This window comes from Pseudomonas sp. 13B_2.1_Bac1 (assembly GCF_025466155.1).
In the GTDB taxonomy this organism is placed as follows: Bacteria; Pseudomonadota; Gammaproteobacteria; order Pseudomonadales; family Pseudomonadaceae; genus Aquipseudomonas; species Aquipseudomonas aylmerensis.
The window spans coordinates 23,943-46,076 of the sequence record NZ_JANLOH010000103.1 but is presented as its reverse complement, the minus strand read 5'-3'; the positions used below and the strand labels follow the sequence as shown (position 1 = coordinate 46,076).

Here is a 22,134-nt window from a genome sequence, read left to right as displayed (position 1 = left end):
CCACATTTTTTACCGTGCCCACTTTGCGAATTCTTCGGTTTCAGATTTTTCTGTGAAAAGCCAAATGCTTGCCAGCGCTTGAGCTGACGCCAGGTCCTCCGTAGCGTTGACCGGCAGCGTCTGGGTACGACGCCATAGCCTTCAACGGACGGCTATGGTTTTTCAGAAGGATTTAGTCAATGGATTGTTGGCAGACACGCGGCCGATCCGCAGATGTCCCCAATCCAAATGTGGGAGCTGGCTTGCCTGCGATGGCGGTGTATCAGCCACCGAACATGCTGGCTGATACACCGCCATCGCCGCAAGCCAGCCCCTACAGTTTTTAGCGTGGCCGTTTCATCGCGTGGTTATCTACGCTTGACGTAGTCCACCCATTCATACTCAAGGCCCTCGTGTTGTCGGACGCCATGGCGGCAGACCTCAACGAACTCATCCTCAAAACGCGGAAACCTGGCTTCACCCTCGTGATCATCGTCGAACAGGGTCAGGTACAGCCTGTCCACAAGGTGTATCGCTTGGTCATAAAGCTCTGGCCCGCCACCGATATGAATTTCCTCGGGGGTGTAGAGGGCTGCGCGTTCTAGTGCCGCTGCCAGGGACTGGCAGGCGATAGCGTGCTCGTGCACATAGTCGGGGTTTCTGGACAGCACGATGTTGGGCCGATTGGCCAATGGCCTACCGCTGAGGGCAATGACCGACTCGAAGGTTTTTCGGCCCATGATGACCGGCTTGCCAATCGTCTTGGCAGCGAATCTGCGCAGATCATCCGGCACCATTCGCAACAGCCCGCCGGCTTTGCCGATGGAGCGATTACGGCTGCCTATGCCTGCGACCAATGCGAGGGGTGGGTTCATGGTCTGTTCCTTCAGAGAAATCCATTATTGCGCGGCGTGAGCGCCTGACATTACTTGATACCGACTTTGCACAAAACCATTGTCCGACACGTAGGTGCCAATATGCTGCAGCTCCCGCTCACTGCCAACCTGGCTGAACAGTGGAATGCCTTGCCCGAGCAAAACCGGGATACGCGTAATGATCAGCTCATTGACCAGGCCCGCTTCAAGAAACGCCTGGATCGTCTGGCCACCGTCGATATAGAGGTGCTTCATACCGCGTTCGGCTAACGTTGCTACGAGTGAGGTGACGTCTGCTGCCATGACCTCGACCTTGCCCTCCAGATGCGCAGGGATCTGCAGAGGCTGATGGGAGAGGGCAATGACGGGCGTGCCCTCGTAGGGCCAATCCGGGAAGGACAAGACTTTCTCCAGGGTTTTGCGACCCATTACCAGTGCATCGACCGTGGGGATGAAGCGTTCATAGGTCACGCCGTTCAACTCCGCGGTTTCGTATTCAGGTCGGTGCAACCATTCGATATCACCGTCTGGACGGGCAATAAAACCGTCGATGCTGGTTGCGATAAAAACGGAACAGCGGATATCCATGGCGAAAACTCCTTTTAGTGCGCTTTGACGCTAATGTTCATTTAATCCTCGCGTGCCACAACCGGGCGTCTAAGAAACAATCCTGATGCCCCTTTCTGTCGCGCGAGGATGTATGCGAAGTTGGTTGATCCGTTACCGTTACGCAATCATTTTCTGGATATGCTTCGGCGTTTTCCGTACGTCCCTGGCCGACTGGAATCCGATTCCCTCCGGCTCCATGCGCCCGACCTTGCTGGAAGGCGATGTGGTGCTGGTCAATCGCGTAGCGTATGACCTCAAGGTCCCGCTCACGGATATTTCCCTGGCCCACCTCGATAACCCCCAGCGCGGCGATGTGGTGACGTTCTCGTCACCCAAGGATGGCATGCGCCTGATCAAGCGGATTGTCGGCGTTCCCGGCGACACCCTGGAAATGCGCGATGAAGTGCTGTGGGTCAACGGTACGCCAGCCACCTACAGTGATGCGCAGGACATCAGCGAGCCAATTGTCCCCGGTCACACGGTACCTGGGATCAAGCTGAACGAATTGGCCGCCAACCGCCAGCGTACTGTGCAGTTCATGCCGACGGTGCGGGCGATGCGCAATTTCGCGCCAGTGGTGGTGCCGGCCGACAGCTATTTCATGCTGGGGGATAACCGCGATAACAGCGATGACTCGCGATACATCGGCTTTGTGCCACGTCGGCTGTTGATCGGTCGGGCGCATCACGTGCTGGCGTCGGCGCAGATTCTCGATGATTGGATGCCACGGTTTCGCAGGTTTGGCGCGTCGATCTTGTAACGGGATCTGTGCTATCTGAAGGGCAACAAGAGCCACTGATGGAGATTCAAATGACGTGTATTTTCTGCAGCATTGTTCAAAAGACCTCCCCAGCGCACATTCTGTGGGAAGACGACCAGCATATGGCGTTTCTCTCGATCTTTCCCAATACACCGGGTTTCAGCGTGGTAATCCCCAAGCAGCACTACGGCAGCTATGCGTTTGCGCAGTCGGATGAGGTGTTGGCCGGGCTTGCTATCGCCGCGAAGAAGACTGCGCAACAGATCGACCGCGCGTTTCCCGATGTGGCCCGTACGGGGATGATTCTTGAAGGGTATGGAGTGGATCATTTGCATGCGAAGCTGTTTCCCATGCATGGGACGGGCGGGGACAGTACCTTCAAGCCCATCAGCTCCAAGGTGGAGAAGTTCTTCGAAGCCTATGAGGGCTATATCTCGTCCCACGATTTTGTGCGGGCGGATGATGCCGAGCTAGCGGAGTTGGCGGCGCACATCAGATCATTTGTCTAATGCAAAACCAAATGTGGGAGCGGGCTTGCTCGCGAATGCGGTGGGTCAGTCGCTGATGTGCTGACTGAAAAACCGCATTCGCGAGCAAGCCCGCTCCCACATTTTTTACTGTGTTCGCTTGATGAATCAGCGCCGGCTGCTGACCTCGGCCGGCACATCATCACCGGCCATGCGCTTGCGAAACAGCGCCGTACGGGCCAGCAGCAACGTCGTCACCGGCACGGTGATCGCCAACAAAATCGGAATCAGCCACCCGTGCAGCACCGGCCCGGACTTGAGCCCCGAAAAATAGATAATCGACGCCAGCGCCACGCACCAGGCGCCTAATGTCGAGGCCAGCGCCGGCGGGTGCATGCGCTGGAAGAAGTCCTTCATCCGCAGCAAGCCAAGCGCGCCAATCAACGCAAACACGCTGCTGAGCACCAGCAGCACTGCGACAACGATTTCCATCCACAACGGCATCATTCAATCACCTCCCCACGCAGCAGGAATTTCGCCAGGGCAAACGAGCCCACGAAGCCGAACAGTGCAATCAGCAGCGCCGCTTCAAAGTAGGTGTCACTCGCATACCGAATGCCCAGTACCAGCATCATCAGCATCGCCAGGATGTACAGGTAGTCCAGCGCGAGTACCCGGTCCTGGGCCGACGGGCCCTTGAACAGGCGGATCAGGGTCAGCACCATGGCCAGCGAGAACAGGAACAGGCTGAACAGGATCGCATTGGAAAGCAGGGCGCTCATTCGAAGATCTCCATGAGGGGCCGCTCGTAGGTGGTCTTGAAGTGCTCGATGAAGGGCGCTTCATCCTCCAGGTCGAACACGTGCAACAGCAGGATGCTGCGGTCCAGCGCCAGTTCCGACCAGATGGTGCCGGGCACCACGGTGGTGATCATCGACAGCGCGGCCAGGCCGTTGGCGTCGCGCAGGTCGAGGGGGATTTTGATGAAGCGCGAACGCGGCGGGCGGGAGCCGCACATCAGTACGCCCCAGGCCACTTGCAGGTTGGAGACAATCACATCGCGGCCCACCAGGAAAAACAGGCGGATGATCACGCCAGGACGGCGGATGCGGATCGGCAAGGGCCGCAGCGGTGCCATCATCAACGGCGCAAGAAAGCCCAGCAGGGCGCCCAGCAGCAGGTTGCCGGGGCTCACCGACAGGTTCAGCACCAGCCACAACATCCACAACGCCAGGGACAGCCACGGGGCAGGGAACAGTCGCTTCATGGTTGCACCTCCAGCGCGGCCGCCTGGGCCTCAGGGCTGGGTACCGGACGCGTCGCCATCACCGCCATCACATAGTGTTCCGGGTTGTTCAAGCTCTCGGCGGTGGCCTGGGTGTAGCGCATCAACGGTTCGGCCTTGAAGGTCAGCAGGATGCTCAAGCCCAGCAGGAAGAAGATCGGCACGCACTCATAGCGGCGCAGCAGCGGCGAGGGGCGCTCCTCCGGGGTCCAGAAGCGCTGGATGCCCAGGCGGGCGAAAGCGATCAGCGAGGCCAGGCCGGACAGGATCAGCAGCGCCACAAGGCCCCAGGCCGCGGGACGAATCGGCTCATCGACACTGACGCCCAGGCCCAGCGGATTGACCAGCGCACTCAACAAGCTGAGTTTGCCGATAAACCCCGACAGCGGCGGCATGCCGATAATCAGCAAGGCGCACGCCACGAAGCTCAAGCCGAGGAAGGCCATGGTCCAGGGGATGACCTGGCCGATCACAGCTTTCTGCTCGTCATCGAGGTTGACGCCCGGACGCGGGTGCAAGGATTCCATGGCCTTGGGCAGCGCGTCGATTTCCTCGTCCAGCGGCAGGTCATTGGCCGAGCGCGAGCGTTCGATCAATTCGGCCAGCAGGAACAGCGCACTCAGCGCCAGCGTGGAGCTGACCAGATAGAACAGCGCGCCGGCAGTCAGGCTGGGCTGGGCAAAACCCACCGCCGACAACAGGATCCCGGCCGAAACCAGGATGCTCAGGCTTGCCATGCGCTCCAGCCGCTGCGCAGCGATCATCGCCAGCGCCGCGCAGATGATCGTGGCCATGCCGCCGTACACCAGCCAGTCGCCGCCAAACAGCGCCGAGGCCCCGGCCTGGCCGGAGAACAGCAGGGTCCACAAGCGCAGCACGGTGTACACGCCGACCTTGGTCATGATCGCGAACATCGCCGCCACCGGTGCGCTGGCCGAGGAATAGGCGGGTGCCAGCCAGAAGTTCAGCGGCCACATGCCGGCCTTGGCCAGGAACGCCGTGGCGAGGATTGCCGCACCGGCGTGCAGCAAGCCGCGATCAGCCTCGGGCACCAGCGGGATTTTCAGTGCCAGGTCAGCGAAGTTCAGCGTGCCGGTGACCCCGTAGATCATCGCCGCACCAATCAGGAACAACGACGACGCCAGCAGGTTGATCGCGATGTAATGCAGCCCCGACGACACCCGCGCCCGCCCCGAGCCGTGCAGCATCAAGCCGTAGGACGCCGCCAGCAGCACCTCGAAGAACACAAACAGGTTGAACAGGTCGGCGGTCAGGAACGCGCCGTACAGGCCCATCATCTGGATCTGGAACAACGCATGGAAACTGGTGCCGGCACGGTCCCAGCGGGCCATGGCGAACAGCAGCGCGCTCACCCCGATGATCCCCGTCAGCACCAGCATCAGTGCCGACAGTTGGTCGATCACCAGCACAATGCCGAACGGCACCTGCCAGTTGCCCGGCAGGTACACGCCAATCGAGCCGGGGCCGCCTTTTTGCGTCCAGTACAGCAGCAGAATCGCGATACCCAGGCCGATCATGCTGGAGAACAGGTTGATGCGCGCCTTGAGCGGGCGGTGCTTCTCGCCGAGCATCAGCATCAACGCGGCCGTCAGCAGCGGCAGCAGGATCGGCGCGACGATCAGTTGATTCATCCACGTCATTCCTTGGGCTCCCGGCCGTCCACATGGTCCGTGCCGGTCAGGCCCCGGGAGGCCAGCAGCACCACCAGGAACAAGGCGGTCATGGCGAAGCTGATCACGATGGCCGTGAGCACCAGCGCCTGGGGCAGCGGGTCGGTGTAGTTGAGCAGGTCTTGCGGCACGCCGTCCTTGATGATCGGCTCCTTGCCGATAAACAGGCTGCCCATGCTGAAGATGAACAGGTTGACCCCATACGACAGCAGGCACAGGCCCATCACTACCTGGAACGTCCGTGGGCGCAGGATCAACCAGACGCCGGAGGCCGCCAGGACCCCAATGGCGATTGCGATGACTTCTTCCATCAGGCGGCTCCTTCCGTTGCGGCAACCACTTTGGCCTGGTTGCTCGGTTTATGCGCTCGTACGGATTGGTGACCGAGGGCGGTGAGCATCAGCAGCGTCGAGCCGACGACCATGGCGTACACGCCGACGTCGAAGAACAACGCGCTGGCGATATGAATGTCGCCCAGCAGCGGCAGGCTGAAATGCCAGGTGTGCGTGGTCAGGAAGGGGTACCCGGCAAACAGCGCACCGAGCCCGGTGAGGGTCGCCGAGAACAGCCCGAAGCCCATCCAGCGCATCGGCCGCAGGCTCATCTGCGCCTCGACCCACTGGGTGCCGGCGACCATGTATTGCAGGATAAACGCCACCGACATCACCAGCCCGGCGACGAAGCCGCCGCCCGGTTGGTTGTGGCCGCGCATGAACAGGTAGAACGACACCACCAGCGCAATCGGCAGCAGCAGGCGCACCAGCACCGCCGGCACCATCATGAAGCCCAGGGCGGTGTCGCTGGCCTGGCGCGGGTTGACCAGGTCGGTGGCCACGTCCGGCGCGAGCTGGCGCTGTTGCGCCGGCAGTTGCATGCTTTCCTTGGACGGGCGGAAGCGGCGCAGCAGGGCGTACACCGTCAGCGCCACGGCGCCGAGCACAGTGATTTCGCCCAGAGTGTCGAAGCCCCGGAAGTCCACCAGCATCACGTTCACCACATTGCTGCCGCCGCCTTCGGGCAGGGCGCGACTCAAGTAGAACGAGGAAATGTCGTTGGGCGTCTGGCGCGTCAGCATCGCGTAGGACAGCAGCGCCATGCCGCCGCCCACCACGGTGGAGAGCAGGAAGTCACGCAGGCGACGGATACGTGCCTTGCGCAGCGAGCTGGGCAGTGGCGAGACTTCTTCGATCCGCCGTGGCAGCCAGCGCAGGCCCAGCAGGATCAGCACGGTGGTCACCACCTCGACCACCAGTTGCGTCAGCGCCAGGTCCGGCGCCGAGAACCACACAAAGGTGATGCAGGTCATCAGGCCGCACACGCTGACCATGGTCAGGGCCGCCAGCCGGTGATACTTGGCCTGCCAGGCAGCGCCGAGGGCACAGGCAATCGCCAGCAGCCACAAGGTCACGAACACGATGGACCCCGGGATTTTCGGGCGGTCGCCCCAGCTGATGCCACTGTGCAGCATCGGGATCAGGCCGGCGATCACTGCCGCCAGCACCAGCAGGAACAGCTGGGTCTGCAGGCGTTTGGTGCTGATGCGTTTTTCGATCTTGCGCACGCCGCGCATCATCACTACCAGGCTGCGCTCGAAGCCGCGCTTGCCGTTGAAGTAACTGATGATCGGCGGGTACTTGAAGCGCCCGCGCTTGAGCTGCTTGCGCAGCAGCAGGTACAGCACCACGCCACCGGACATCGCCACGAGGCTCATGATCATCGGCGCATTCCAGCCGTGCCAGATCGCCAGGCTGTACTCGGGCAGCACTCCGCCCACGACCGGCAGGGCGGCGGCGGCGAGGATCGAACCGACCACCTGGGCCGGGAAGATCCCCACCAGCAGGCAGGTGAACACCAGCAGCTCGACCGGCGCGCGCATCCAGCGCGGCGGTTCGTGTGGGGTGTGCGGCAGGTTGGTGGCGGTCGGGCCGAAGAACACGTCGACAGTGAAGCGCAGGGCGTAGGCCACGCTGAACGTACCGGCAATGGTCGCGATCAACGGCAGGGCGAACTCTACCCAGGCGGTCGAGGTGATGAACACGGTTTCGGCGAAGAACATCTCTTTGGACAGGAACCCGTTGAGCAACGGTACGCCGGCCATGGAGGCACTCGCGACCATCGCCAGGGTCGCGGTAAACGGGATCAACCGCACCAGGCCGCTGAGCTTGCGGATATCGCGGGTACCGCTTTCGTGGTCGATGATGCCGGCAGCCATGAACAGCGAGGCCTTGAAGGTCGCGTGGTTGAGAATGTGGAACACGGCGGCGACGGCGGCCAGCGGGCTGTTGAGGCCCAGCAGGAGGGTGATCAGCCCGAGGTGGCTGATCGTGGAGTAGGCCAGCAGGCCCTTGAGATCGTTTTGGAACATGGCGCAGTAAGCGCCGAGGAGGAGGGTGAGGGCGCCGGCACCGCCGACGATCCAGAACCATTCTTCGCTGCCGGACAGCGACGGCCACAGGCGGGCCAGCAGGAACACGCCGGCCTTCACCATCGTCGCCGAGTGCAGGTAGGCGGAAACCGGGGTCGGCGCCGCCATCGCGTGGGGCAGCCAGAAGTGGAACGGGAACTGTGCGCTCTTGCTCAGGGCGCCCACCAGCACCAGCGCCAGCATGACCGGGTACAGCGAATGCGCGCGAATCTGCTCGCCCGCCGCCAGCACCAGGTCCAGGTCATAGCTGCCGACGATATGCCCCAGCAGCATCACCCCGGCCAGCAGGCACAGACCGCCCGCACCGGTGACCATCAGCGCCATATAGGCACCCCGGCGTGCATCGGCGCGGTGGTGCCAGTAGCCGATCAGCAGGAACGAGAACAGGCTGGTCAGTTCCCAGAAGAACACGATCTGGATCAGGTTGCCGGAAATCACCAGGCCCAGCATGGCCCCCATGAAGGCCAGGAAAAACGCGAAGAAACGCGGCACCGGGTCTTCCGGTGACATGTAGTAGCGGGCGTACAGCGACACCAGCGTGCCGATGCCCAGCACCAGCATCGAGAACAGCCAGGCGAACCCATCCATGCGCAGCACGAAGTTCAGCCCGAGGCTGGGCAACCACATGAATTCTTCGCGGATCACGCCACCGTGGGCGATCTGGGGGTAGAGCAGGGCGACTTGAATCGTACCGACCAAGGCTACAAGGCCCGCCAGCAGGGATTCGGTGTTACGTGCATTGTGCGGCAGCAAGGCCGCCAGACAGCTGCCAATAAAAGGCAGAAGCAGTAGAACTATCAGGGACATAGGCTTCTAATCTGCGGGAGTTTGGGATGCATCATACGTGCCGCTTTCTCGATCACCAAACGGCAAGATGTGGCAGGATCCTACAGAGGTCGGAGAGGGCAGCTATAAGCGGCAAGCTACAAGAGGATAGCCGAGCGTATATTTCTTGCCGTTTGTCGTTTGCCGCTTAGATCATCAAGCCTGGCTTTCCGGTTCGACTTCGGCCTTGGCATCGACAACTTTCGAACCGCGCGTCTTCAGCTCACTGACAATCACCGCCACCACTATCAACGCCGCGCCCAGCATCGCCAGCGGCGGGAAGCGTTCCCCGGCGATCCGCCCGATGACCCCAGCCCACACCGGCTCGCCGGCATAAATCAACGTGGCACGGGTGGGCGAGACACTCTGCTGCGCCCAGTTCATCGCCACCTGGATCACCGCGCTGGTCAAGCCCAGGCCCACGGCGCTGAATACCAGCAACCATGAAAACCCCGGCAGCGCTTCGCCCATCGGTACCACCATCAAAAATGACAACAGCGAGGCGGTGGCCAGTTGCACCACGGTCACCCGGCGCACGTCCACCTGCCCGGCATAGGCGCCGATAAGGATGATCTCGGCCGCCACCGCGATCGCGCAGATCAGCGTGGCGATCTCGCCGGGGCTGAAGTTGAGCGAGGCCCCGGTCGGGCCGGTCAGCAGCATCAACCCGGTAAAGGCCAGCATGATGCCGATGCTTGGCATCAGCCCCGGACGGCGCCCCAGCACCAACCACTGCAACAGCGGCACGCACGGTACATACAGCGCCGTGATGAAGGCCGATTGGCTGCTTGGAATGGTTTGCAGGCCGATGGTCTGCATGCCGTAGCCGAACATGATCGAGGTGCCGATGAAGGCGCCCGCCTTCAACTCGAACAGGGTCAGGCCGCGCAGGGTACGCAGGGAGAAGAAGCCCACCACGATGGCCGCTGCGGCGAAGCGCAGGCCCACGAAAAACATCGGCCCGCTGACCGTCATGGCATGCTGCACCAGCAAGAAGGTGCCGCCCCAGATCATGGTGATAAACACCAGGAGACATTCGGCTTTGCTGAAACGGTTGAAACGTGGGGCGGTATTCGCGGCGGTCATGGCGGCTCGGTCTTGCAAGGGAAAGGCACGGACCGCACAATGCGCCGCACTGCTGGGCAGTATACTGCGCACACCCACCTTATGAGCAATATAGTGCACAAAGAAAATCCGCAACGGGCCTCGGTCCTGCAGCACGTCAGCCAGAACGTCAGGCGCCTGCGCCATGCCGCCGACCTGAGCCAGACTGCGCTCTCGGAAAAGTCCGGGGTGAGCCGGCGCATGCTGGTGGCCATTGAGGCGGGCGAGAAGAACGTCAGCCTGTCGACCCTCGACCGCGTGGCCGAAGCATTGGACGTGGCGTTCAGCGACCTGATCCAGGCCCCGGATGTGCGCGATCACAGCCGTATCAACGAGCTGGCCTGGGCGGGCGAAATCGATGGTAGCAAGGCGGTGTTGCTCGCCAAGGCGACTGCGCGGCGCGAGGTCGAGTTATGGGAGTGGCGCCTCGAACCCGGTGATCGTTATTGCCCGGATCCCGATCTGGAAGGCTGGAGCGAACAGTTGTTCGTGTTCGAGGGCAGCCTGACCTTGGTGCTCGGCGATCGGGAAACCACCATAGGCGCCGGTGAATTCTTCATGTTCGCCAGCCACCAGCCGCATGCCTACCGTAATGACGGCTCCGTCGCCGTGCGTTTTGTGCGCAATGTCGTGATTTGACCCTGCATTTTGCTTACGCCTTGAAAACAATCAATTTTTTGCCGTACCTGTGAAGTCTGACAGTTGTGCAGGCGACGACGGCAGCGCTTAATCATTGCTACAACGGAAGAAACCTTCTGCAAGTGCGATGTCCAGCCGTTTTTTGCACGGGTAATCCATTGTGAATACATTCCCCGTAAGCATTAGCCGAGAGGACATTGACCATGAATCCCGAAGAAACCAAAGCGGTGTTTTCCGCTCCCGCATTTGAGGATTTTCCAAAAAATATCATCGAAATATCGAAGGTGGAGGGTGCGGCAATCTGCACGGTGTACCCACAAGCACTCATCGAGGAACATTGCATTATCCATCTGGAATTTCATGGATGGCCGACGATTAAACATACCGTGGTCAATCCTAGTGACAAGCAACAAATTCCGGTTCCCAAAGGTGCCTTCTCACGCTATGTCGGCCAGGGCCCGGTGTCCGTCAAGTATGATGTCTGGTACCGAGATACGGTACATCGAGGCTCCTCGGACATCCTCCAAGTAACTGTCGTCTGATCCGGCCCTGAGTGCTTGAACTGTCCAGCTAGCCACGGTTGGTTGGGCAGTTTGTTGTTTCTGCACAGGGCTTTGACCCATGCTGTTCCTCATCCTCCACGTCATGCAGCGGGGAGTGACTCAACTGTCTGCCAGGCAACAGTGGATGGACACTTTGCTGGTTTGAAACCCGCCCTGGCGCCCTGATTAACCAGCAACCCGCTGATTTTACTGGCGATTAAATTCAGGCACGACTCCTGCAATCACTCCAGTATCCCATCGGAGCCTGGAGTCGGCCCATGTCAGCCCATCCTCAACACCCTGCCCATATCATCCGCTCGGATGCCGAAGCCATCGAGGTCGCCAAGCGCCTGGCCGAACGCTTCGCCGTCGACGCCAGCGTGCGTGACCGCGAGCGCCGCCTGCCGGTGGCCGAACTCGACGAATTTTCCGCCAGCGGCCTGTGGGGCATCACCATTCCCAAGGCCTACGGCGGCGCCGAAGTGTCCTACGTGACCGTGGCCGAGGTGATCAAGTTGATTTCCGCCGCCGACCCGTCCCTGGGGCAAATCCCGCAGAACCACCTGGGCGTGGTGGACATCCTGCTGCAAACCGCGACCGAGGAACAAAAACGCCATTACTTCGGCAAGGTGCTGGCCGGCTACCGTTTCGGCAACGCCTTCTCCGAAGCCAAGAGCAAAAACGCCGGCACCTTCGACACGCAGATCCGCGTGCACGGCGACACCGCGCAAATCAATGGCGAGAAGTTCTACTGCACCGGCGCGCTGTTCGCGCATATCGTGCCCACCGTCGGCAACAACGAACACGGCCAGGCGTTTATCGCCTTTGTCGAGCGTGACGCGCCGGGCTTGAGTGTGATCGACAGCTGGGACGGCTTTGGCCAGCGCACCACCGCCAGCGGCGGCGTGACCCTCGACGGCGTCACCGTCCCCCTCAGCGCGGTGATCCCCGCCCACCAGGCTTTCGACCAACCCACCGCCAACGGCCCGATCTCGCAGATCATCCAGGCTGCCGTCGACACCGGCATCGCCCTCGGTGCCCTGGAGCAGGCGAAGATTTACGCACGCCAGGCGCGGCCATGGATCGACAGCCAACAGGATCACGGCTGGCAAGACCCGTTCACCATCGCCGCCATCGGCGATCTGGAATGGCGCGTGCACGGCACCGAAGCGATCCTCGCCAAGGCCGGCAAGGCGGTGGACCAGGCGCTGGCCGAGCCGAATGAAGACAGCGTCGCCAACGCTTCACTGGTCGTCGCCCAGGCCAAGGTGCTGTCGGCGGAAACCGCCTTGCTCGCCAGCAGCAAACTCTTCGAACTGGCTGGCACTCGCTCGGTCACCGGCAAACACAACCTCGACCGCTTCTGGCGCAACGCGCGCACCCACACCCTGCACGACCCGGCCCGCTGGAAATACCACCTGATCGGCAACTTCGTGCTCAACGGCGTGAAGCCCGCACGCCACGCCTGGAACTGAGGAGCCTGCCCCATGACTGCACTGAATCAAGCGCGCCAACTGCTGGACAGCACCCGCCGCGCCGTCGCGAAGAGTGACGACCCCTACGTGATCAGCCGCTTCGGCGACCTGCAGATCCGCGTGGACGTGGCCGCCGCCTTGCTCGAACGCGCCGAGACCCACCCGAGCCCGGTGGCCATCACCGAAGCACAGATCGCTGCCGCCGAAGCCCTGCTTTTTGCCAGCGCCACCGAATTTGAACTGACCGGCCAACGTACCGCATTGCCGCCGAGCCTCGATGACCCGCTGCGCCACAAATACCAGGTTGTCGGCAACTATCACCTCAACGGAGTGCTTTGATGTCCCGTGAAATCCGCTTGAACGCCTTCGACATGAACTGTGTCGGCCACCAATCCCCTGGCCTGTGGGCGCACCCGCGTGACCGTTCGTGGCAGTACAAGGACCTGGAGTACTGGACCGACCTCGCCAAAATCCTCGAGCGCGGCAAGTTCGACGGCTTGTTCATCGCCGATGTACTGGGCATCTACGACGTTTACAACGGTAACGGCGACGCGGCGATTCGCCAGGCGGCACAAGTGCCGGTCAACGATCCGCTGTCGCTGATAGCACCGATGGCACTGGTCACCGAACACCTGGGTTTCGGCCTGACGGCGTCGTTGTCGTTCGAGCACCCGTACCCGTTCGCGCGCCGGCTTTCGACCCTCGATCACCTGACCAAGGGCCGCGTCGGCTGGAACATTGTCACCTCCTACCTCGAAAGTGGCGCGAAGAACCTGGGCCAGAAAGCCCAGACCGAACACGATGCGCGCTACGACTACGCCGAGGAATACCTGCAGGTTTGCTACAAACTCTGGGAAGGCAGCTGGGAGGAGGGCGCGGTGCTGCGTGATCGCGAGCGCCGGATCTTCAGCGACCCGAGCAAAATCCACGAGATCCGCCACGTCGGCAAGCACTTCCAGGTGCCCGGCATTCACCTGTGTGAACCGTCGCCGCAGCGCACGCCGGTGCTGTACCAGGCCGGCGCGTCGAGTCGCGGCAAGCAGTTCGCCGCCGAGCAGGCCGAGTGCGTGTTCGTCGCCGCGCCGTCCAAAGTGCTGCTGAAGAAGACCGTCGCCGACATCCGCCGGCGTGCAGCCGAGGCGGGGCGTGATCCGAAGAAAATCCTCATCTTCAACCTGCAGACGGTGATCGTCGGCGAGACCGACGCCAAGGCCAAGGCCAAGTTCGAGGAGTACAAATCCTATGTCAGCTATGAAGGCGCGATGGCGCTGATTTCCGGCTGGACCGGCATCGACTTCAGCCAGTTCAAACCCGATGAGCCACTCAAGCACGTGCACACCAACGCCATTCAGTCGGCGGTGGAAGCCTTCTCCACGGCGGACCCGAACAAGGTCTGGACCCCGAATGAATTGGCCGATTGGGTTGGCATCGGCGGCTTCGGCCCGCTGTTTGTCGGCGGCCCGGAAACCGTGGCGGACCTGTTGCAGGAATGGGTGGAAGAGACCGACGTCGACGGCTTCAACCTGGCCTACGCGCTGACCCACGAAACCTTTATCGACGCCGTCGACCTGCTGGTGCCGGAACTGCAGAAGCGCGGCGTGTACAAGACCGAATACGCCCAGGGCACCTTGCGCGAGAAACTCTTCGGCGACGGTGCACGGCTGGCGTCGAACCATCCGGGGGCCGGTTATCGCGACCTTAAAGCCAGCGCAATCTAACTGACTCAAGCCGATCCCCTTGGGCGCCGGCAAGCCAGCGCCCACAGATGAGCGGTGTCGAGTCAAATAATTCAGCCAGCGGACCACCGCACGCACACCCCTTGAATAGGAGCATCACCCCTATGAGCGTGCACGAACTCAAGCGTCCGCTGGCCCTGGAATGGCCTGCCGAACTGCTCGGCAATCTGCCCAAGGCCCTGGAGCAACTGCAGCATTGGGCGCAGATCACACCGCTGCACACCGCGCTGCGCCACAAGCGCCAGGGCCAGTGGTATGCCTGGCGCTGGATCGACGCGCTGCGCGATGTCGAGCGCCTGGCCGATGGCTTGCGCCAACAGGGTTTCGGCGAGTCGTCGCGGCTGGCCCTCAGCGGTGCATTCGAGCCCAACCTGTTGCTGCTGGCCCTGGCGGCGCAGTCCGTGGGCGGGCCGGTGCTGACCCTCGCCGATCACCTCGACACCGAAGCCTTGCATCACCAGCTATGGCGCATTCGTCCCACCCATTGTTATGTGCAGGACCGCCAACAGGCACGGCATTGGCCAGCCGCCAATCGACTCGATTTTGCCCAGCTGCTGGGCCCCACCGACCCCGCGCAGCAGGTGCAGCGCTGGTGGCAACCCAGCGGCGAAACCGCGCTGTGGAGCGAGGAGGGCACCCAGTGGCAGGGCGGCCTGGCGGTGGTGCTCGAGCAATGGCTGAACAGCGGGCACGGCCTGGCGTTCCCGGAAAGCCCGGCATCGGCGCGGCGCGATCGCAGTGAAGTCGCTCCCACCGGTCTGCTGCTGTCGCCCGCGCGCCTGCAATCTTTGGCCGAGGATATCGAAAGCCGCCTGGCACCCCACGGCACCTGGCGCCGGCGCCTGTGCGACTGGGCCATCGCCCACCCGCACAGCGGCCTGCGCCGCCTGCTGAAAAATCGCGTGCGCAAACTGCTCGGCTTCCAGCGCCTCACCTACATCTGGCAGCCCCTCACTTCCACGACAGAGCCGACGTGGCTTGCCGAATTCAAACGGGAAAGCGCATGACCCAGGCCATTCTCCAGGTGCGGGATATCTCGCTGTCGTTCAAAGGTGTGAAGGCGATCAATGCGTTGTCCTTCGAGGTGCGGCGCGGTGAGATCTGCGCGTTGATCGGCCCCAACGGCGCCGGCAAAAGCTCGTTGCTCAATGTGCTCAACGGCGTGTATCGCTTCGATGCCGGCGAGATCATCTTCGAGGACCAGCACTTGCACCGCATCGATCCGCTGGGCGCGGCGCGCCGAGGCATTGGCCGGACCTTCCAGAACAATGCGCTGTTCAAGAAAATGAGTGTGCTCGACAACGTCCTCACCGGCCTGTCGCGGCACATGCGCAGCAGCTTGATCGAGCAGGCGCTGGGCTTGCCCCGCGCCCGCCGTGAAGCCGAGGCGTTCCGTCAGCGGGCGCAGGGCATCCTCGCGTTCCTGGAGCTGCAGGCCCACCGCGATGTGCTGGCGGGCAACCTGTCCTACGGCCTGCAAAAACGTGTGGAACTGGGGCGCGCGCTGATCGCCGGGCCCAGCCTGTTGCTGCTCGACGAGCCCATGGCCGGGATGAATGCTGAGGAAAAACAGGAAATGGCGCGTTTCGTCGCCGACGTAAACCGCGACCTCGGCACCACCGTGGTGTTGATCGAGCACGACATGGGCGTGGTCATGGGCCTGTCCGATCATGTAGTGGTGCTCGACTACGGGCGCAAGGTCGGCGACGGCACGCCGGCGGACGTGCAAGCCAACCCCGAGGTGATCGCGGCCTACCTGGGAGTCGCACACTGATGACCTTCTTCTTCGAAACCCTGCTCGGCGGCCTGCTCGCCGGCACCATGTACTCGCTGGTCGCCATCGGCTTCGTGCTGATCTACAAGGCCAGCGGTGTGTTCAATTTCGCCCAGGGCTCGATGCTGCTGTTTGCCGCGCTGACCTTCGTCAGCCTGCACGATCAGGGCGTGCCCTTTGCCCTGGCATTGCTGCTGACGGTGATCGTGATGATCGTCGGCGCGTTGCTCATCGAGCGCCTGGTGCTGCGCCCGCTGGTCAACCGTTCGCAGATCACCCTGTTCATGGCCACGCTCGGCCTGTCGTTCATTATCGAAGGCCTGGCCCAGGGTTTGATGGGCTCGCAAGTGCGCGCGCTGGACTTGGGCATCGACGACGTGCCGCTGTTTGTCGGGCCGCTGATGCTCAGCCAGTTCGACCTGATCGCCTCGACGGTGGCCGTGGTGCTGGTGACGGTGCTCGCGCTGCTGTTCAACAAGACCCGCATCGGCGTGTCGTTGCGCGCGGTGGCGGATGACACCACGGCGGCGCTGTCGATCGGCATCAACCTCAACCGTATCTGGCAGATCGTCTGGGCCGTGGCCGGCGTGGTCGGGCTGGTGGCGGGGTTGCTGTGGGGCGCGCGCCAGGGCGTGCAGTTCTCGCTGTCGCTGGTGGTGCTCAAGGCCTTGCCGGTGTTGATTATCGGCGGCTTTACCTCGATTGGCGGGGCGATCGTCGGCGGGCTGATTGTCGGCGCGGCGGAGAACCTCGCCGAGGTGTACATCGGCCCGTTGATCGGCGGCGGCATCACGCCGTGGTTCGCTTATGTCTTGGCCCTGGCCTTCCTGTATATCCGTCCCGCCGGCCTGTTCGGCGAGCGCGCCATCGAGCGAGTCTGAAACCATGTCGACCCCTGTTGCTCAACTCACCGCGCCGCTGTTGCTGGTCCACCGGCGCGTGCCCTGGGGCCTGCTCGCCCTGTTGGCAGTGGCCTTTATCGGCGTGCCGCTGTGGGGCAATGACTATTGGCTCAACGCGATCCTGATCCCGTTCCTGGTGCTGTCCCTCGCCGGGCTGGGCCTGAACCTGCTCACCGGCTATACCGGGCAGACCTCCGTGGGCGCGGCCGGCTTCATGGCAGTCGGCGCCTTCGCCACCTATGGCTTCCTGCTGCGCCTGCCGGAGCTGGGCTTGCCGGTGGCGCTGCTCGGCGGCGGGATTATCAGCGCGTTGGTCGGGCTGCTGTTCGGCTTGCCGAGTTCGCGGATCAAGGGCTTCTACCTGATGGTCACCACCCTGGCCGCGCAGTTTTTCCTGGAGTGGCTGTTCGTCAAATTCCCCTGGTTCTACAACTACGGCTCGTCCGGCACGATCTCGGCGCCGAAGCTGGCGTTGTTCGGGTACGACCTCAATACGCCGCTGGGCCGTTACCTGCTGACCCTGGTGACGGTGCTGCTGCTGACCTGGACCGCGATCAACCTGGTGCGCAGCCAGGTGGGGCGCAACTGGATGGCGATCCGCGACATGGACACCGCCGCCGCCGTGGTCGGCATCCCGGTGGTGCGCTACAAGCGGCTGGCGTTTGCGGTCAGCTCGTTCTACCTGGGGATCGCCGGCGCGCTGTGGGCCTTTGCCTACCTGGGCACGGCGAGTGCCAGCAGCTTCGATATCAACCGCTCGTTCCAGATCCTGTTCATCATCATTATCGGCGGCATGGGCAGCATAGCCGGCAACTTCGTCGGCGCGGCCTTCATCAGTTTGCTGCCGATCTTCCTCAGTCATGCCGGGCAAGCATTGTTCGGTGGGTCGGTGGATGCAGGGCAGTTGCAGAACCTGCAGAAAATCATCTTTGGCGTGTTGATCATCGTGTTCCTGATCAAGGAACCCGAGGGGCTGATTCGCCTGTTGCACAACCTGCGTGACCGTGTGCGGCAGTGGCCGCTGCGTTTCTGACATTCCCTCAAGAGAATTCCCATGCGTGCATCCTTGAAACGTTCCCTGGCCGGCGCCGCCTTCGCGCTGGCTGCCCTGGCCGGCGCTGTGCCCCCGGCGATGGCTTCGCCCGACCAGCAATTCATTCCCCTGGCGACCTACCGCGTGGGCGCCTATGCGTCCAGCGGCGTGCAGGTGTGGGCCGGGATGATCGACTACCTGCGCTATATCAACGAGGTCGAAGGCGGCATCAACGGTGTGAAGCTGGTGTGGCAGGAATGCGAGACCGAGTGGACGGCGGAGAAGGGCATCGAGTGCTACGAGCGCTTCAAGAATGGCCTGGATGGCGCGCCGGTCGCGGTGTACCAGCCCAACGGCGCCCCGGCGGCCTATGCCTTGAGCGAGCGCGCCGAGGTCGACAAGATCCCGCTGATCACCCTCGGTTACGGTCGCACCGAAGCCACTGACGGCACGGTGTTCCCCTATAACTTCCCGGTGATGCTGACCTTCTACAGCGAAGCCTCGACCCTGGTGAATTACATCGCCCAGCGCGAAGGCGGTTTCGACAAACTCAAGGGCAAGAAGATCGCCACGGTCTACCACGACTCGGCCTACGGTCGCGAAACCCTTGGCCCGCTGAAGTTGCTTGCAGAGAAATACGGCTTCGAAAATATCCAGATTCCGGTCGCCGATCCCGGCAACGAGCAGTCGGCGCAATGGCGCCAGGTGCGCCAGGCCAACCCGGACTGGGTGTTCCTGCGCACCTGGGGCGTGTCCACCCCGGTGGCAGTGAAGACCGCCGCGCGTTTCGGCTTCCCGGTCGACCACATCATTGGCGATATCTGGGCCAGCTCCAGCGAAGACGTGCTGCCGGCCGGTGCCTCCGCCAAAGGCTACCTGGCGCTCACGCCGTACCCGGCCGGCGCGGATTTCGAGATCCACAAACGCCTCAAGCAATACATCCTCGATAAAGGCCACAGCGACCTCAAGGACCTGAAAAACTTCGGCAGCGTCTACTACAACTCCGGCCTGGTGAACGCCGCCGTGGCCGTGGAAGCGATTCGCACCGGCCAGGCCAAGTTCGGCAAGCGCCCACTCAATGGCGAAGAAGGCCGCTGGGGCCTGGAACACCTGAATATCGATGATGCGCGCCTCAAGGACATGGGCTACCTGGGCCTGATGCAGAACCTCAAGCTGTCATGCCGCGACCACGAAGGCGGCGGTTCGGCGCGGGTGCAGCAGTGGGACGGCGCCAACTGGACGCTGGTCAGCGAGTGGATCGCCGCCGACCGCGCGCTGTTGCGTCCGCTGATCGATGAGAAGTCGGCCGCGTTCGCCAAGGAAAAAGGCCTGACGCCGCGTACCTGCACTGGGGATGAATAAACCATGAGCCAGCCCGCCGCCGACGCCGCACGCCCGTCACTGCTGACGGTCAACGACATTGAAGTGATCTACGACGGTGCGATCCTCGCGGTGGCCGGGGTGTCGCTGGAGGTGCCCAAGGGCGGCATCGTCGCCTTGCTCGGCGCGAACGGCGCCGGCAAGAGCACCACGCTCAAGGCGATCTCCGGGCTGGTGCGCGCCGAACGGGCCGAAGTCAGCCGGGGCACGATCGAGTACGCCGGCGCCGACCTGGCCGGTGTCGAGCCCGGCCAGCGCGTGCGCGATGGCATGGTGCATGTGCTGGAGGGCCGCCATGTGTTCGGCCAGCTCAGCGTCGAGGACAACCTGCGCAGCGGCGGTTTCGTGCGGCGCCCGAGCCGCAAGGACCTGGAGCGCGACCTGGAGCGCATCTACGCTTGGTTCCCCCGGCTCAAGACCAAACGCCACACCCGCGCCGGCCTCACCTCCGGCGGTGAGCAACAGATGGTCGCCATCGGCCGGGCGTTGATGACTCGTCCTACTTTGGTACTGCTCGACGAGCCGTCCATGGGTTTGGCGCCTATGATCGTGCAGGAAATCTTCGAGATCATCGCGCAGCTCAATCGCGAACAGCAGGTGAGCTTCCTGATCGCCGAGCAGAACATCAACGTCGCGCTCACCTATGCGTCCCATGGCTATGTGCTGGATACTGGGCGCGTGGCCTTGAGTGGCAGCGCCGCTGAACTGCTGGCGCGGGGCGATTTGCATGACATTTATCTGGGTAAACAGTAAGGGCCAACCTGCATGACTGAAACCATCCGCAACGCCGATGTCCTGATCATCGGCGGCGGCCTGAGCGGCACGATGCTCGCCGTGCAACTGCTGCGCCTGCCGGGCGAGCGCCGGATCCTGGTGATCGAGCCGCGCGCCGAACTCGGGCGTGGCGAGGCCTACAGCGCGGTCGAGCTGGGCCACACCCTGAACGGCAATGCGGCGCGCATGAGCGTCGACCCCGACAATGCCGACGACCTGACCCAGTGGCTCACCGATTACATCGGCGCCGGCGGATGGCCGGAGTCGGCCGAGCAATCGGTGCCCGTCAGTGAACTGTTCCCGCCGCGCGGGCTTTTTGGCGTCTACGCACAGCAACGCCTGGCCGAGGCCAAGGCTTTGTCTGCGTCGACTGTCGAGCATGTGCGCGGGGAAGTGGTCGACCTGCAAGTGAGCGCCGATTCAACTCTGCTGACCCTCGATAACGGCCAGCAACTGCGCGGCGCCCACGCGGTGCTGGCTACCGGCATGTTCCCGGCGGCGCGTACGCCGCAGACCGAGTCCAGCGGCTTGAATGCCGCTGCGGTCGACCCGTGGGATGTGCAGGCGATGACCCAGATCGACCCGCAGGCCCCCGTGCTGATCATCGGCTCCGGGTTGACCATGGTCGATGCCGTGGTGTCTTTGGAGCAGGCCGGGCATCGCGGGCCGATCGAGATTTTTTCCCGCCACGGACTGTTGCCCCATGCGCGTCGCCAGCCGCCGAGCTGGGAGGATTTTCTCGCTGCCGACCACAGCCTGCGCAGCCCTCTGCAACTGCTGCGCGAGGTCCGTCGTCAATGCTGTCTCGCGCTGGCGCAGGGCATCGATTGGCAGGCGCCGCTGGACACGGTGCGTGCGCATATCGGGCGGTTGTGGAGCCAGGCCAGTGAGCGTGAGAAGCGCCAATTCGTGCGGCATGTGCGGCCATGGTGGGAGAGCCATCACCACCGCTCACCGCCGTTGAGCGCGCAGTTGGTGGCGCGATTGCGGGAGGAAGGGCGGTTGCGCATTCGGGCGGCGTCGTTCAAAGGGCTGGAGCCTGGCGGCGAGGGCGTGACGATCCGCCTGCGCCCGCGTGGCGAGCAGGTGATCCGGCAGGTGTCGGGTGCGGCGCTGATCAACTCCAGCGGCATCGAATACGACTGGCGCCGCGTGGCCCGGCCGTTGCCACGGCAGTTGCTCGAACGCGGGTTGATCCAGCCCGGCCCCTTGGCGCTGGGAATTGCGGCGGATGCGTCGGGGGCGGTGCTGGATGCCGAGGGCAATGTCAGCCAGCGCCTGTTCGCCATGGGCCCGCCGTTGCGCGGGATGTGGTGGGAGAGCACGGCAGTGACCGACGTGGCGATCCAGGCCAAGGCGTTGGCTGCCAAGCTCACACAGCTCTGATGTGGGAGCTGGTTTGCCTGATTCCTGTGCCTGGCGCAGCTCCCACACTGGTTTGTGGCAGGCCTGATTCTTGTGTTTGGCAAAGTTCCACTGTGGGAGCGGGCTTGCTCGCGAAGGCGCAGTGTCAGTCAACCATGGTGCAGCTGACCCACCGCCTTCGCAGGCAAGCCAGCTCCCACACTGGTTTGTGGCGGGACTGATTCCCGTGCCTGGCGCAGTTCCCACACTGATTTGTGGCTGGACTGAATCCTGTGCCTGGCTCAGTTCCCACACTGGTTGGTGCCTTGCCTGATTCCTGTGCCTGGCTCAGTTCCACTGTGGGAGCGGGCTTGCTCGCGAAGGCGCAGTGTCAGTCAACCATGGTGCAGCTGACCCACCGCCTTCGCAGGCAAGCCAGCTCCCACATTGATTTGTGGTTGGACTGAATCCTGTGCCTGGCGCAGTTCCATTGTGGGAGCGGGCTTGCTCGCGAA

23 protein-coding genes are annotated in these 22,134 nt (G+C 63.0%); 14 read left to right on the top strand and 9 right to left on the bottom strand.

The window, feature by feature from the left end; all coding sequences use genetic code 11:
- Positions 1-347 precede the first annotated feature (347 nt).
- Together NTD80_RS25555 and NTD80_RS25550 are read right to left on the bottom strand one after the other, a co-directional pair.
- A complete protein-coding gene (locus tag NTD80_RS25555; RefSeq protein ID WP_262135407.1) occupies positions 348-854 on the bottom strand; it encodes a dihydrofolate reductase in 507 nt (168 codons plus the stop codon).
- A gap of 24 nt (positions 855-878) precedes the next feature.
- Positions 879-1,442, bottom strand: a complete 564-nt coding sequence (locus NTD80_RS25550) for a dihydrofolate reductase family protein (RefSeq protein ID WP_262135406.1) — start codon at positions 1,440-1,442, stop codon at positions 879-881.
- Positions 1,443-1,554: 112 nt separating this feature from the next.
- Here NTD80_RS25550 and lepB point away from each other — a divergent pair, with 112 nt between their 5' ends.
- Both lepB and NTD80_RS25540 read left to right on the top strand, forming a co-directional pair.
- Entirely contained in the window at positions 1,555-2,223 is a 669-nt protein-coding gene (gene lepB / locus NTD80_RS25545; RefSeq protein ID WP_065901009.1) for a signal peptidase I, read from the top strand.
- A gap of 50 nt (positions 2,224-2,273) precedes the next feature.
- Positions 2,274-2,732 (top strand): HIT family protein, encoded by a 459-nt coding sequence (locus NTD80_RS25540; protein ID WP_106805635.1) that lies wholly within the window; start codon positions 2,274-2,276, stop codon positions 2,730-2,732.
- A gap of 126 nt (positions 2,733-2,858) precedes the next feature.
- Here NTD80_RS25540 and NTD80_RS25535 read toward each other — a convergent pair whose 3' ends face one another.
- The 7 genes from NTD80_RS25535 to NTD80_RS25505 form a co-directional block, all read right to left on the bottom strand.
- Positions 2,859-3,197 carry a Na+/H+ antiporter subunit G gene (locus tag NTD80_RS25535; protein WP_262135404.1) on the bottom strand — a complete coding sequence of 113 codons (339 nt, stop codon included), beginning with the start codon at positions 3,195-3,197 and terminating at the stop codon, positions 2,859-2,861.
- On the bottom strand, positions 3,194-3,472 hold the full coding sequence (locus tag NTD80_RS25530) for a K+/H+ antiporter subunit F (protein ID WP_005789171.1): 279 nt from the start codon (positions 3,470-3,472) through the stop codon (positions 3,194-3,196). Before NTD80_RS25530 ends, NTD80_RS25535 begins: the two co-directional genes overlap by 4 nt.
- Positions 3,469-3,957: a Na+/H+ antiporter subunit E gene (locus NTD80_RS25525; RefSeq protein ID WP_262135403.1), complete on the bottom strand. Its 489-nt coding sequence runs from the start codon at positions 3,955-3,957 to the stop codon at positions 3,469-3,471. The genes NTD80_RS25530 and NTD80_RS25525 overlap by 4 nt, the downstream gene beginning before the upstream one ends.
- Positions 3,954-5,636, bottom strand: a complete 1,683-nt coding sequence (locus tag NTD80_RS25520) for a monovalent cation/H+ antiporter subunit D (RefSeq protein ID WP_262135402.1) — start codon at positions 5,634-5,636, stop codon at positions 3,954-3,956. Before NTD80_RS25520 ends, NTD80_RS25525 begins: the two co-directional genes overlap by 4 nt.
- Positions 5,633-5,977: a Na+/H+ antiporter subunit C gene (locus NTD80_RS25515; RefSeq protein ID WP_003192163.1), complete on the bottom strand. Its 345-nt coding sequence runs from the start codon at positions 5,975-5,977 to the stop codon at positions 5,633-5,635. The genes NTD80_RS25520 and NTD80_RS25515 overlap by 4 nt, the downstream gene beginning before the upstream one ends.
- Positions 5,977-8,898 (bottom strand): monovalent cation/H+ antiporter subunit A, encoded by a 2,922-nt coding sequence (locus tag NTD80_RS25510; RefSeq protein ID WP_262135401.1) that lies wholly within the window; start codon positions 8,896-8,898, stop codon positions 5,977-5,979. The genes NTD80_RS25515 and NTD80_RS25510 overlap by 1 nt, the downstream gene beginning before the upstream one ends.
- 174 nt (positions 8,899-9,072) lie before the next feature.
- Positions 9,073-10,002, bottom strand: a complete 930-nt coding sequence (locus NTD80_RS25505; protein WP_262135400.1) for a DMT family transporter — start codon at positions 10,000-10,002, stop codon at positions 9,073-9,075.
- A 93-nt stretch (positions 10,003-10,095) separates the two neighbouring features.
- Between NTD80_RS25505 and NTD80_RS25500 the strand changes: the two genes are divergently transcribed.
- From NTD80_RS25500 to NTD80_RS25445, 12 genes are all read left to right on the top strand, one after another.
- On the top strand, positions 10,096-10,659 hold the full coding sequence (locus NTD80_RS25500; RefSeq protein ID WP_262135399.1) for a helix-turn-helix domain-containing protein: 564 nt from the start codon (positions 10,096-10,098) through the stop codon (positions 10,657-10,659).
- A gap of 203 nt (positions 10,660-10,862) precedes the next feature.
- Entirely contained in the window at positions 10,863-11,201 is a 339-nt protein-coding gene (locus NTD80_RS25495; RefSeq protein ID WP_262135398.1) for a hypothetical protein, read from the top strand.
- A 278-nt stretch (positions 11,202-11,479) separates the two neighbouring features.
- Positions 11,480-12,676 (top strand): SfnB family sulfur acquisition oxidoreductase, encoded by a 1,197-nt coding sequence (locus tag NTD80_RS25490; protein WP_106803397.1) that lies wholly within the window; start codon positions 11,480-11,482, stop codon positions 12,674-12,676.
- Between the two features lie 12 nt (positions 12,677-12,688).
- A complete protein-coding gene (locus NTD80_RS25485) occupies positions 12,689-13,015 on the top strand; it encodes an acyl-CoA dehydrogenase (protein ID WP_065900990.1) in 327 nt (108 codons plus the stop codon).
- Entirely contained in the window at positions 13,015-14,394 is a 1,380-nt protein-coding gene (locus NTD80_RS25480; RefSeq protein WP_262135397.1) for an LLM class flavin-dependent oxidoreductase, read from the top strand. Before NTD80_RS25485 ends, NTD80_RS25480 begins: the two co-directional genes overlap by 1 nt.
- A 122-nt stretch (positions 14,395-14,516) precedes the next feature.
- Entirely contained in the window at positions 14,517-15,419 is a 903-nt protein-coding gene (locus NTD80_RS25475; protein ID WP_262135396.1) for an AMP-binding protein, read from the top strand.
- The gene (locus NTD80_RS25470; RefSeq protein WP_262135395.1) at positions 15,416-16,186 is read left to right on the top strand and encodes an ABC transporter ATP-binding protein; all 771 of its coding nucleotides are present in this window, start codon (positions 15,416-15,418) and stop codon (positions 16,184-16,186) included. Before NTD80_RS25475 ends, NTD80_RS25470 begins: the two co-directional genes overlap by 4 nt.
- Positions 16,186-17,067 (top strand): branched-chain amino acid ABC transporter permease, encoded by an 882-nt coding sequence (locus NTD80_RS25465; RefSeq protein ID WP_262135394.1) that lies wholly within the window; start codon positions 16,186-16,188, stop codon positions 17,065-17,067. The genes NTD80_RS25470 and NTD80_RS25465 overlap by 1 nt, the downstream gene beginning before the upstream one ends.
- A gap of 4 nt (positions 17,068-17,071) precedes the next feature.
- On the top strand, positions 17,072-18,121 hold the full coding sequence (locus NTD80_RS25460; RefSeq protein ID WP_262135393.1) for a branched-chain amino acid ABC transporter permease: 1,050 nt from the start codon (positions 17,072-17,074) through the stop codon (positions 18,119-18,121).
- 21 nt (positions 18,122-18,142) lie between these two features.
- Positions 18,143-19,483, top strand: a complete 1,341-nt coding sequence (locus tag NTD80_RS25455) for an ABC transporter substrate-binding protein (RefSeq protein ID WP_065900974.1) — start codon at positions 18,143-18,145, stop codon at positions 19,481-19,483.
- Positions 19,484-19,486: 3 nt separating this feature from the next.
- Complete coding sequence (locus NTD80_RS25450; RefSeq protein WP_213554281.1) at positions 19,487-20,254, top strand: ABC transporter ATP-binding protein; 768 nt, start codon at positions 19,487-19,489, stop codon at positions 20,252-20,254.
- A gap of 12 nt (positions 20,255-20,266) precedes the next feature.
- The gene (locus NTD80_RS25445; RefSeq protein WP_262135392.1) at positions 20,267-21,661 is read left to right on the top strand and encodes an FAD/NAD(P)-binding protein; all 1,395 of its coding nucleotides are present in this window, start codon (positions 20,267-20,269) and stop codon (positions 21,659-21,661) included.
- Positions 21,662-22,134: the final 473 nt, after the last annotated feature.

Bases quoted from the DNA above. Each gene is read 5' to 3' on its own strand.
- NTD80_RS25470 (WP_262135395.1), top strand. From the start codon at position 15,416: ATGACCCAGGCCATTCTCCAGGTGCGGGATATCTCGCTGTCGTTCAAA.
- NTD80_RS25490 (WP_106803397.1), top strand. From the start codon at position 11,480: ATGTCAGCCCATCCTCAACACCCTGCCCATATCATCCGCTCGGATGCC.
- NTD80_RS25460 (WP_262135393.1), top strand. From the start codon at position 17,072: ATGTCGACCCCTGTTGCTCAACTCACCGCGCCGCTGTTGCTGGTCCAC.
- NTD80_RS25485 (WP_065900990.1), top strand. From the start codon at position 12,689: ATGACTGCACTGAATCAAGCGCGCCAACTGCTGGACAGCACCCGCCGC.
- NTD80_RS25520 (WP_262135402.1), bottom strand. From the start codon at position 5,636: ATGACGTGGATGAATCAACTGATCGTCGCGCCGATCCTGCTGCCGCTG.
- NTD80_RS25525 (WP_262135403.1), bottom strand. From the start codon at position 3,957: ATGAAGCGACTGTTCCCTGCCCCGTGGCTGTCCCTGGCGTTGTGGATG.
- NTD80_RS25530 (WP_005789171.1), bottom strand. From the start codon at position 3,472: ATGAGCGCCCTGCTTTCCAATGCGATCCTGTTCAGCCTGTTCCTGTTC.
- NTD80_RS25495 (WP_262135398.1), top strand. From the start codon at position 10,863: ATGAATCCCGAAGAAACCAAAGCGGTGTTTTCCGCTCCCGCATTTGAG.
- NTD80_RS25475 (WP_262135396.1), top strand. From the start codon at position 14,517: ATGAGCGTGCACGAACTCAAGCGTCCGCTGGCCCTGGAATGGCCTGCC.
- NTD80_RS25510 (WP_262135401.1), bottom strand. From the start codon at position 8,898: ATGTCCCTGATAGTTCTACTGCTTCTGCCTTTTATTGGCAGCTGTCTG.
- NTD80_RS25555 (WP_262135407.1), bottom strand. From the start codon at position 854: ATGAACCCACCCCTCGCATTGGTCGCAGGCATAGGCAGCCGTAATCGC.
- NTD80_RS25450 (WP_213554281.1), top strand. From the start codon at position 19,487: ATGAGCCAGCCCGCCGCCGACGCCGCACGCCCGTCACTGCTGACGGTC.
- NTD80_RS25480 (WP_262135397.1), top strand. From the start codon at position 13,015: ATGTCCCGTGAAATCCGCTTGAACGCCTTCGACATGAACTGTGTCGGC.
- NTD80_RS25550 (WP_262135406.1), bottom strand. From the start codon at position 1,442: ATGGATATCCGCTGTTCCGTTTTTATCGCAACCAGCATCGACGGTTTT.
- NTD80_RS25505 (WP_262135400.1), bottom strand. From the start codon at position 10,002: ATGACCGCCGCGAATACCGCCCCACGTTTCAACCGTTTCAGCAAAGCC.
- lepB (WP_065901009.1), top strand. From the start codon at position 1,555: ATGCGAAGTTGGTTGATCCGTTACCGTTACGCAATCATTTTCTGGATA.
- NTD80_RS25445 (WP_262135392.1), top strand. From the start codon at position 20,267: ATGACTGAAACCATCCGCAACGCCGATGTCCTGATCATCGGCGGCGGC.
- NTD80_RS25540 (WP_106805635.1), top strand. From the start codon at position 2,274: ATGACGTGTATTTTCTGCAGCATTGTTCAAAAGACCTCCCCAGCGCAC.
- NTD80_RS25465 (WP_262135394.1), top strand. From the start codon at position 16,186: ATGACCTTCTTCTTCGAAACCCTGCTCGGCGGCCTGCTCGCCGGCACC.
- NTD80_RS25515 (WP_003192163.1), bottom strand. From the start codon at position 5,977: ATGGAAGAAGTCATCGCAATCGCCATTGGGGTCCTGGCGGCCTCCGGC.
- NTD80_RS25535 (WP_262135404.1), bottom strand. From the start codon at position 3,197: ATGATGCCGTTGTGGATGGAAATCGTTGTCGCAGTGCTGCTGGTGCTC.
- NTD80_RS25455 (WP_065900974.1), top strand. From the start codon at position 18,143: ATGCGTGCATCCTTGAAACGTTCCCTGGCCGGCGCCGCCTTCGCGCTG.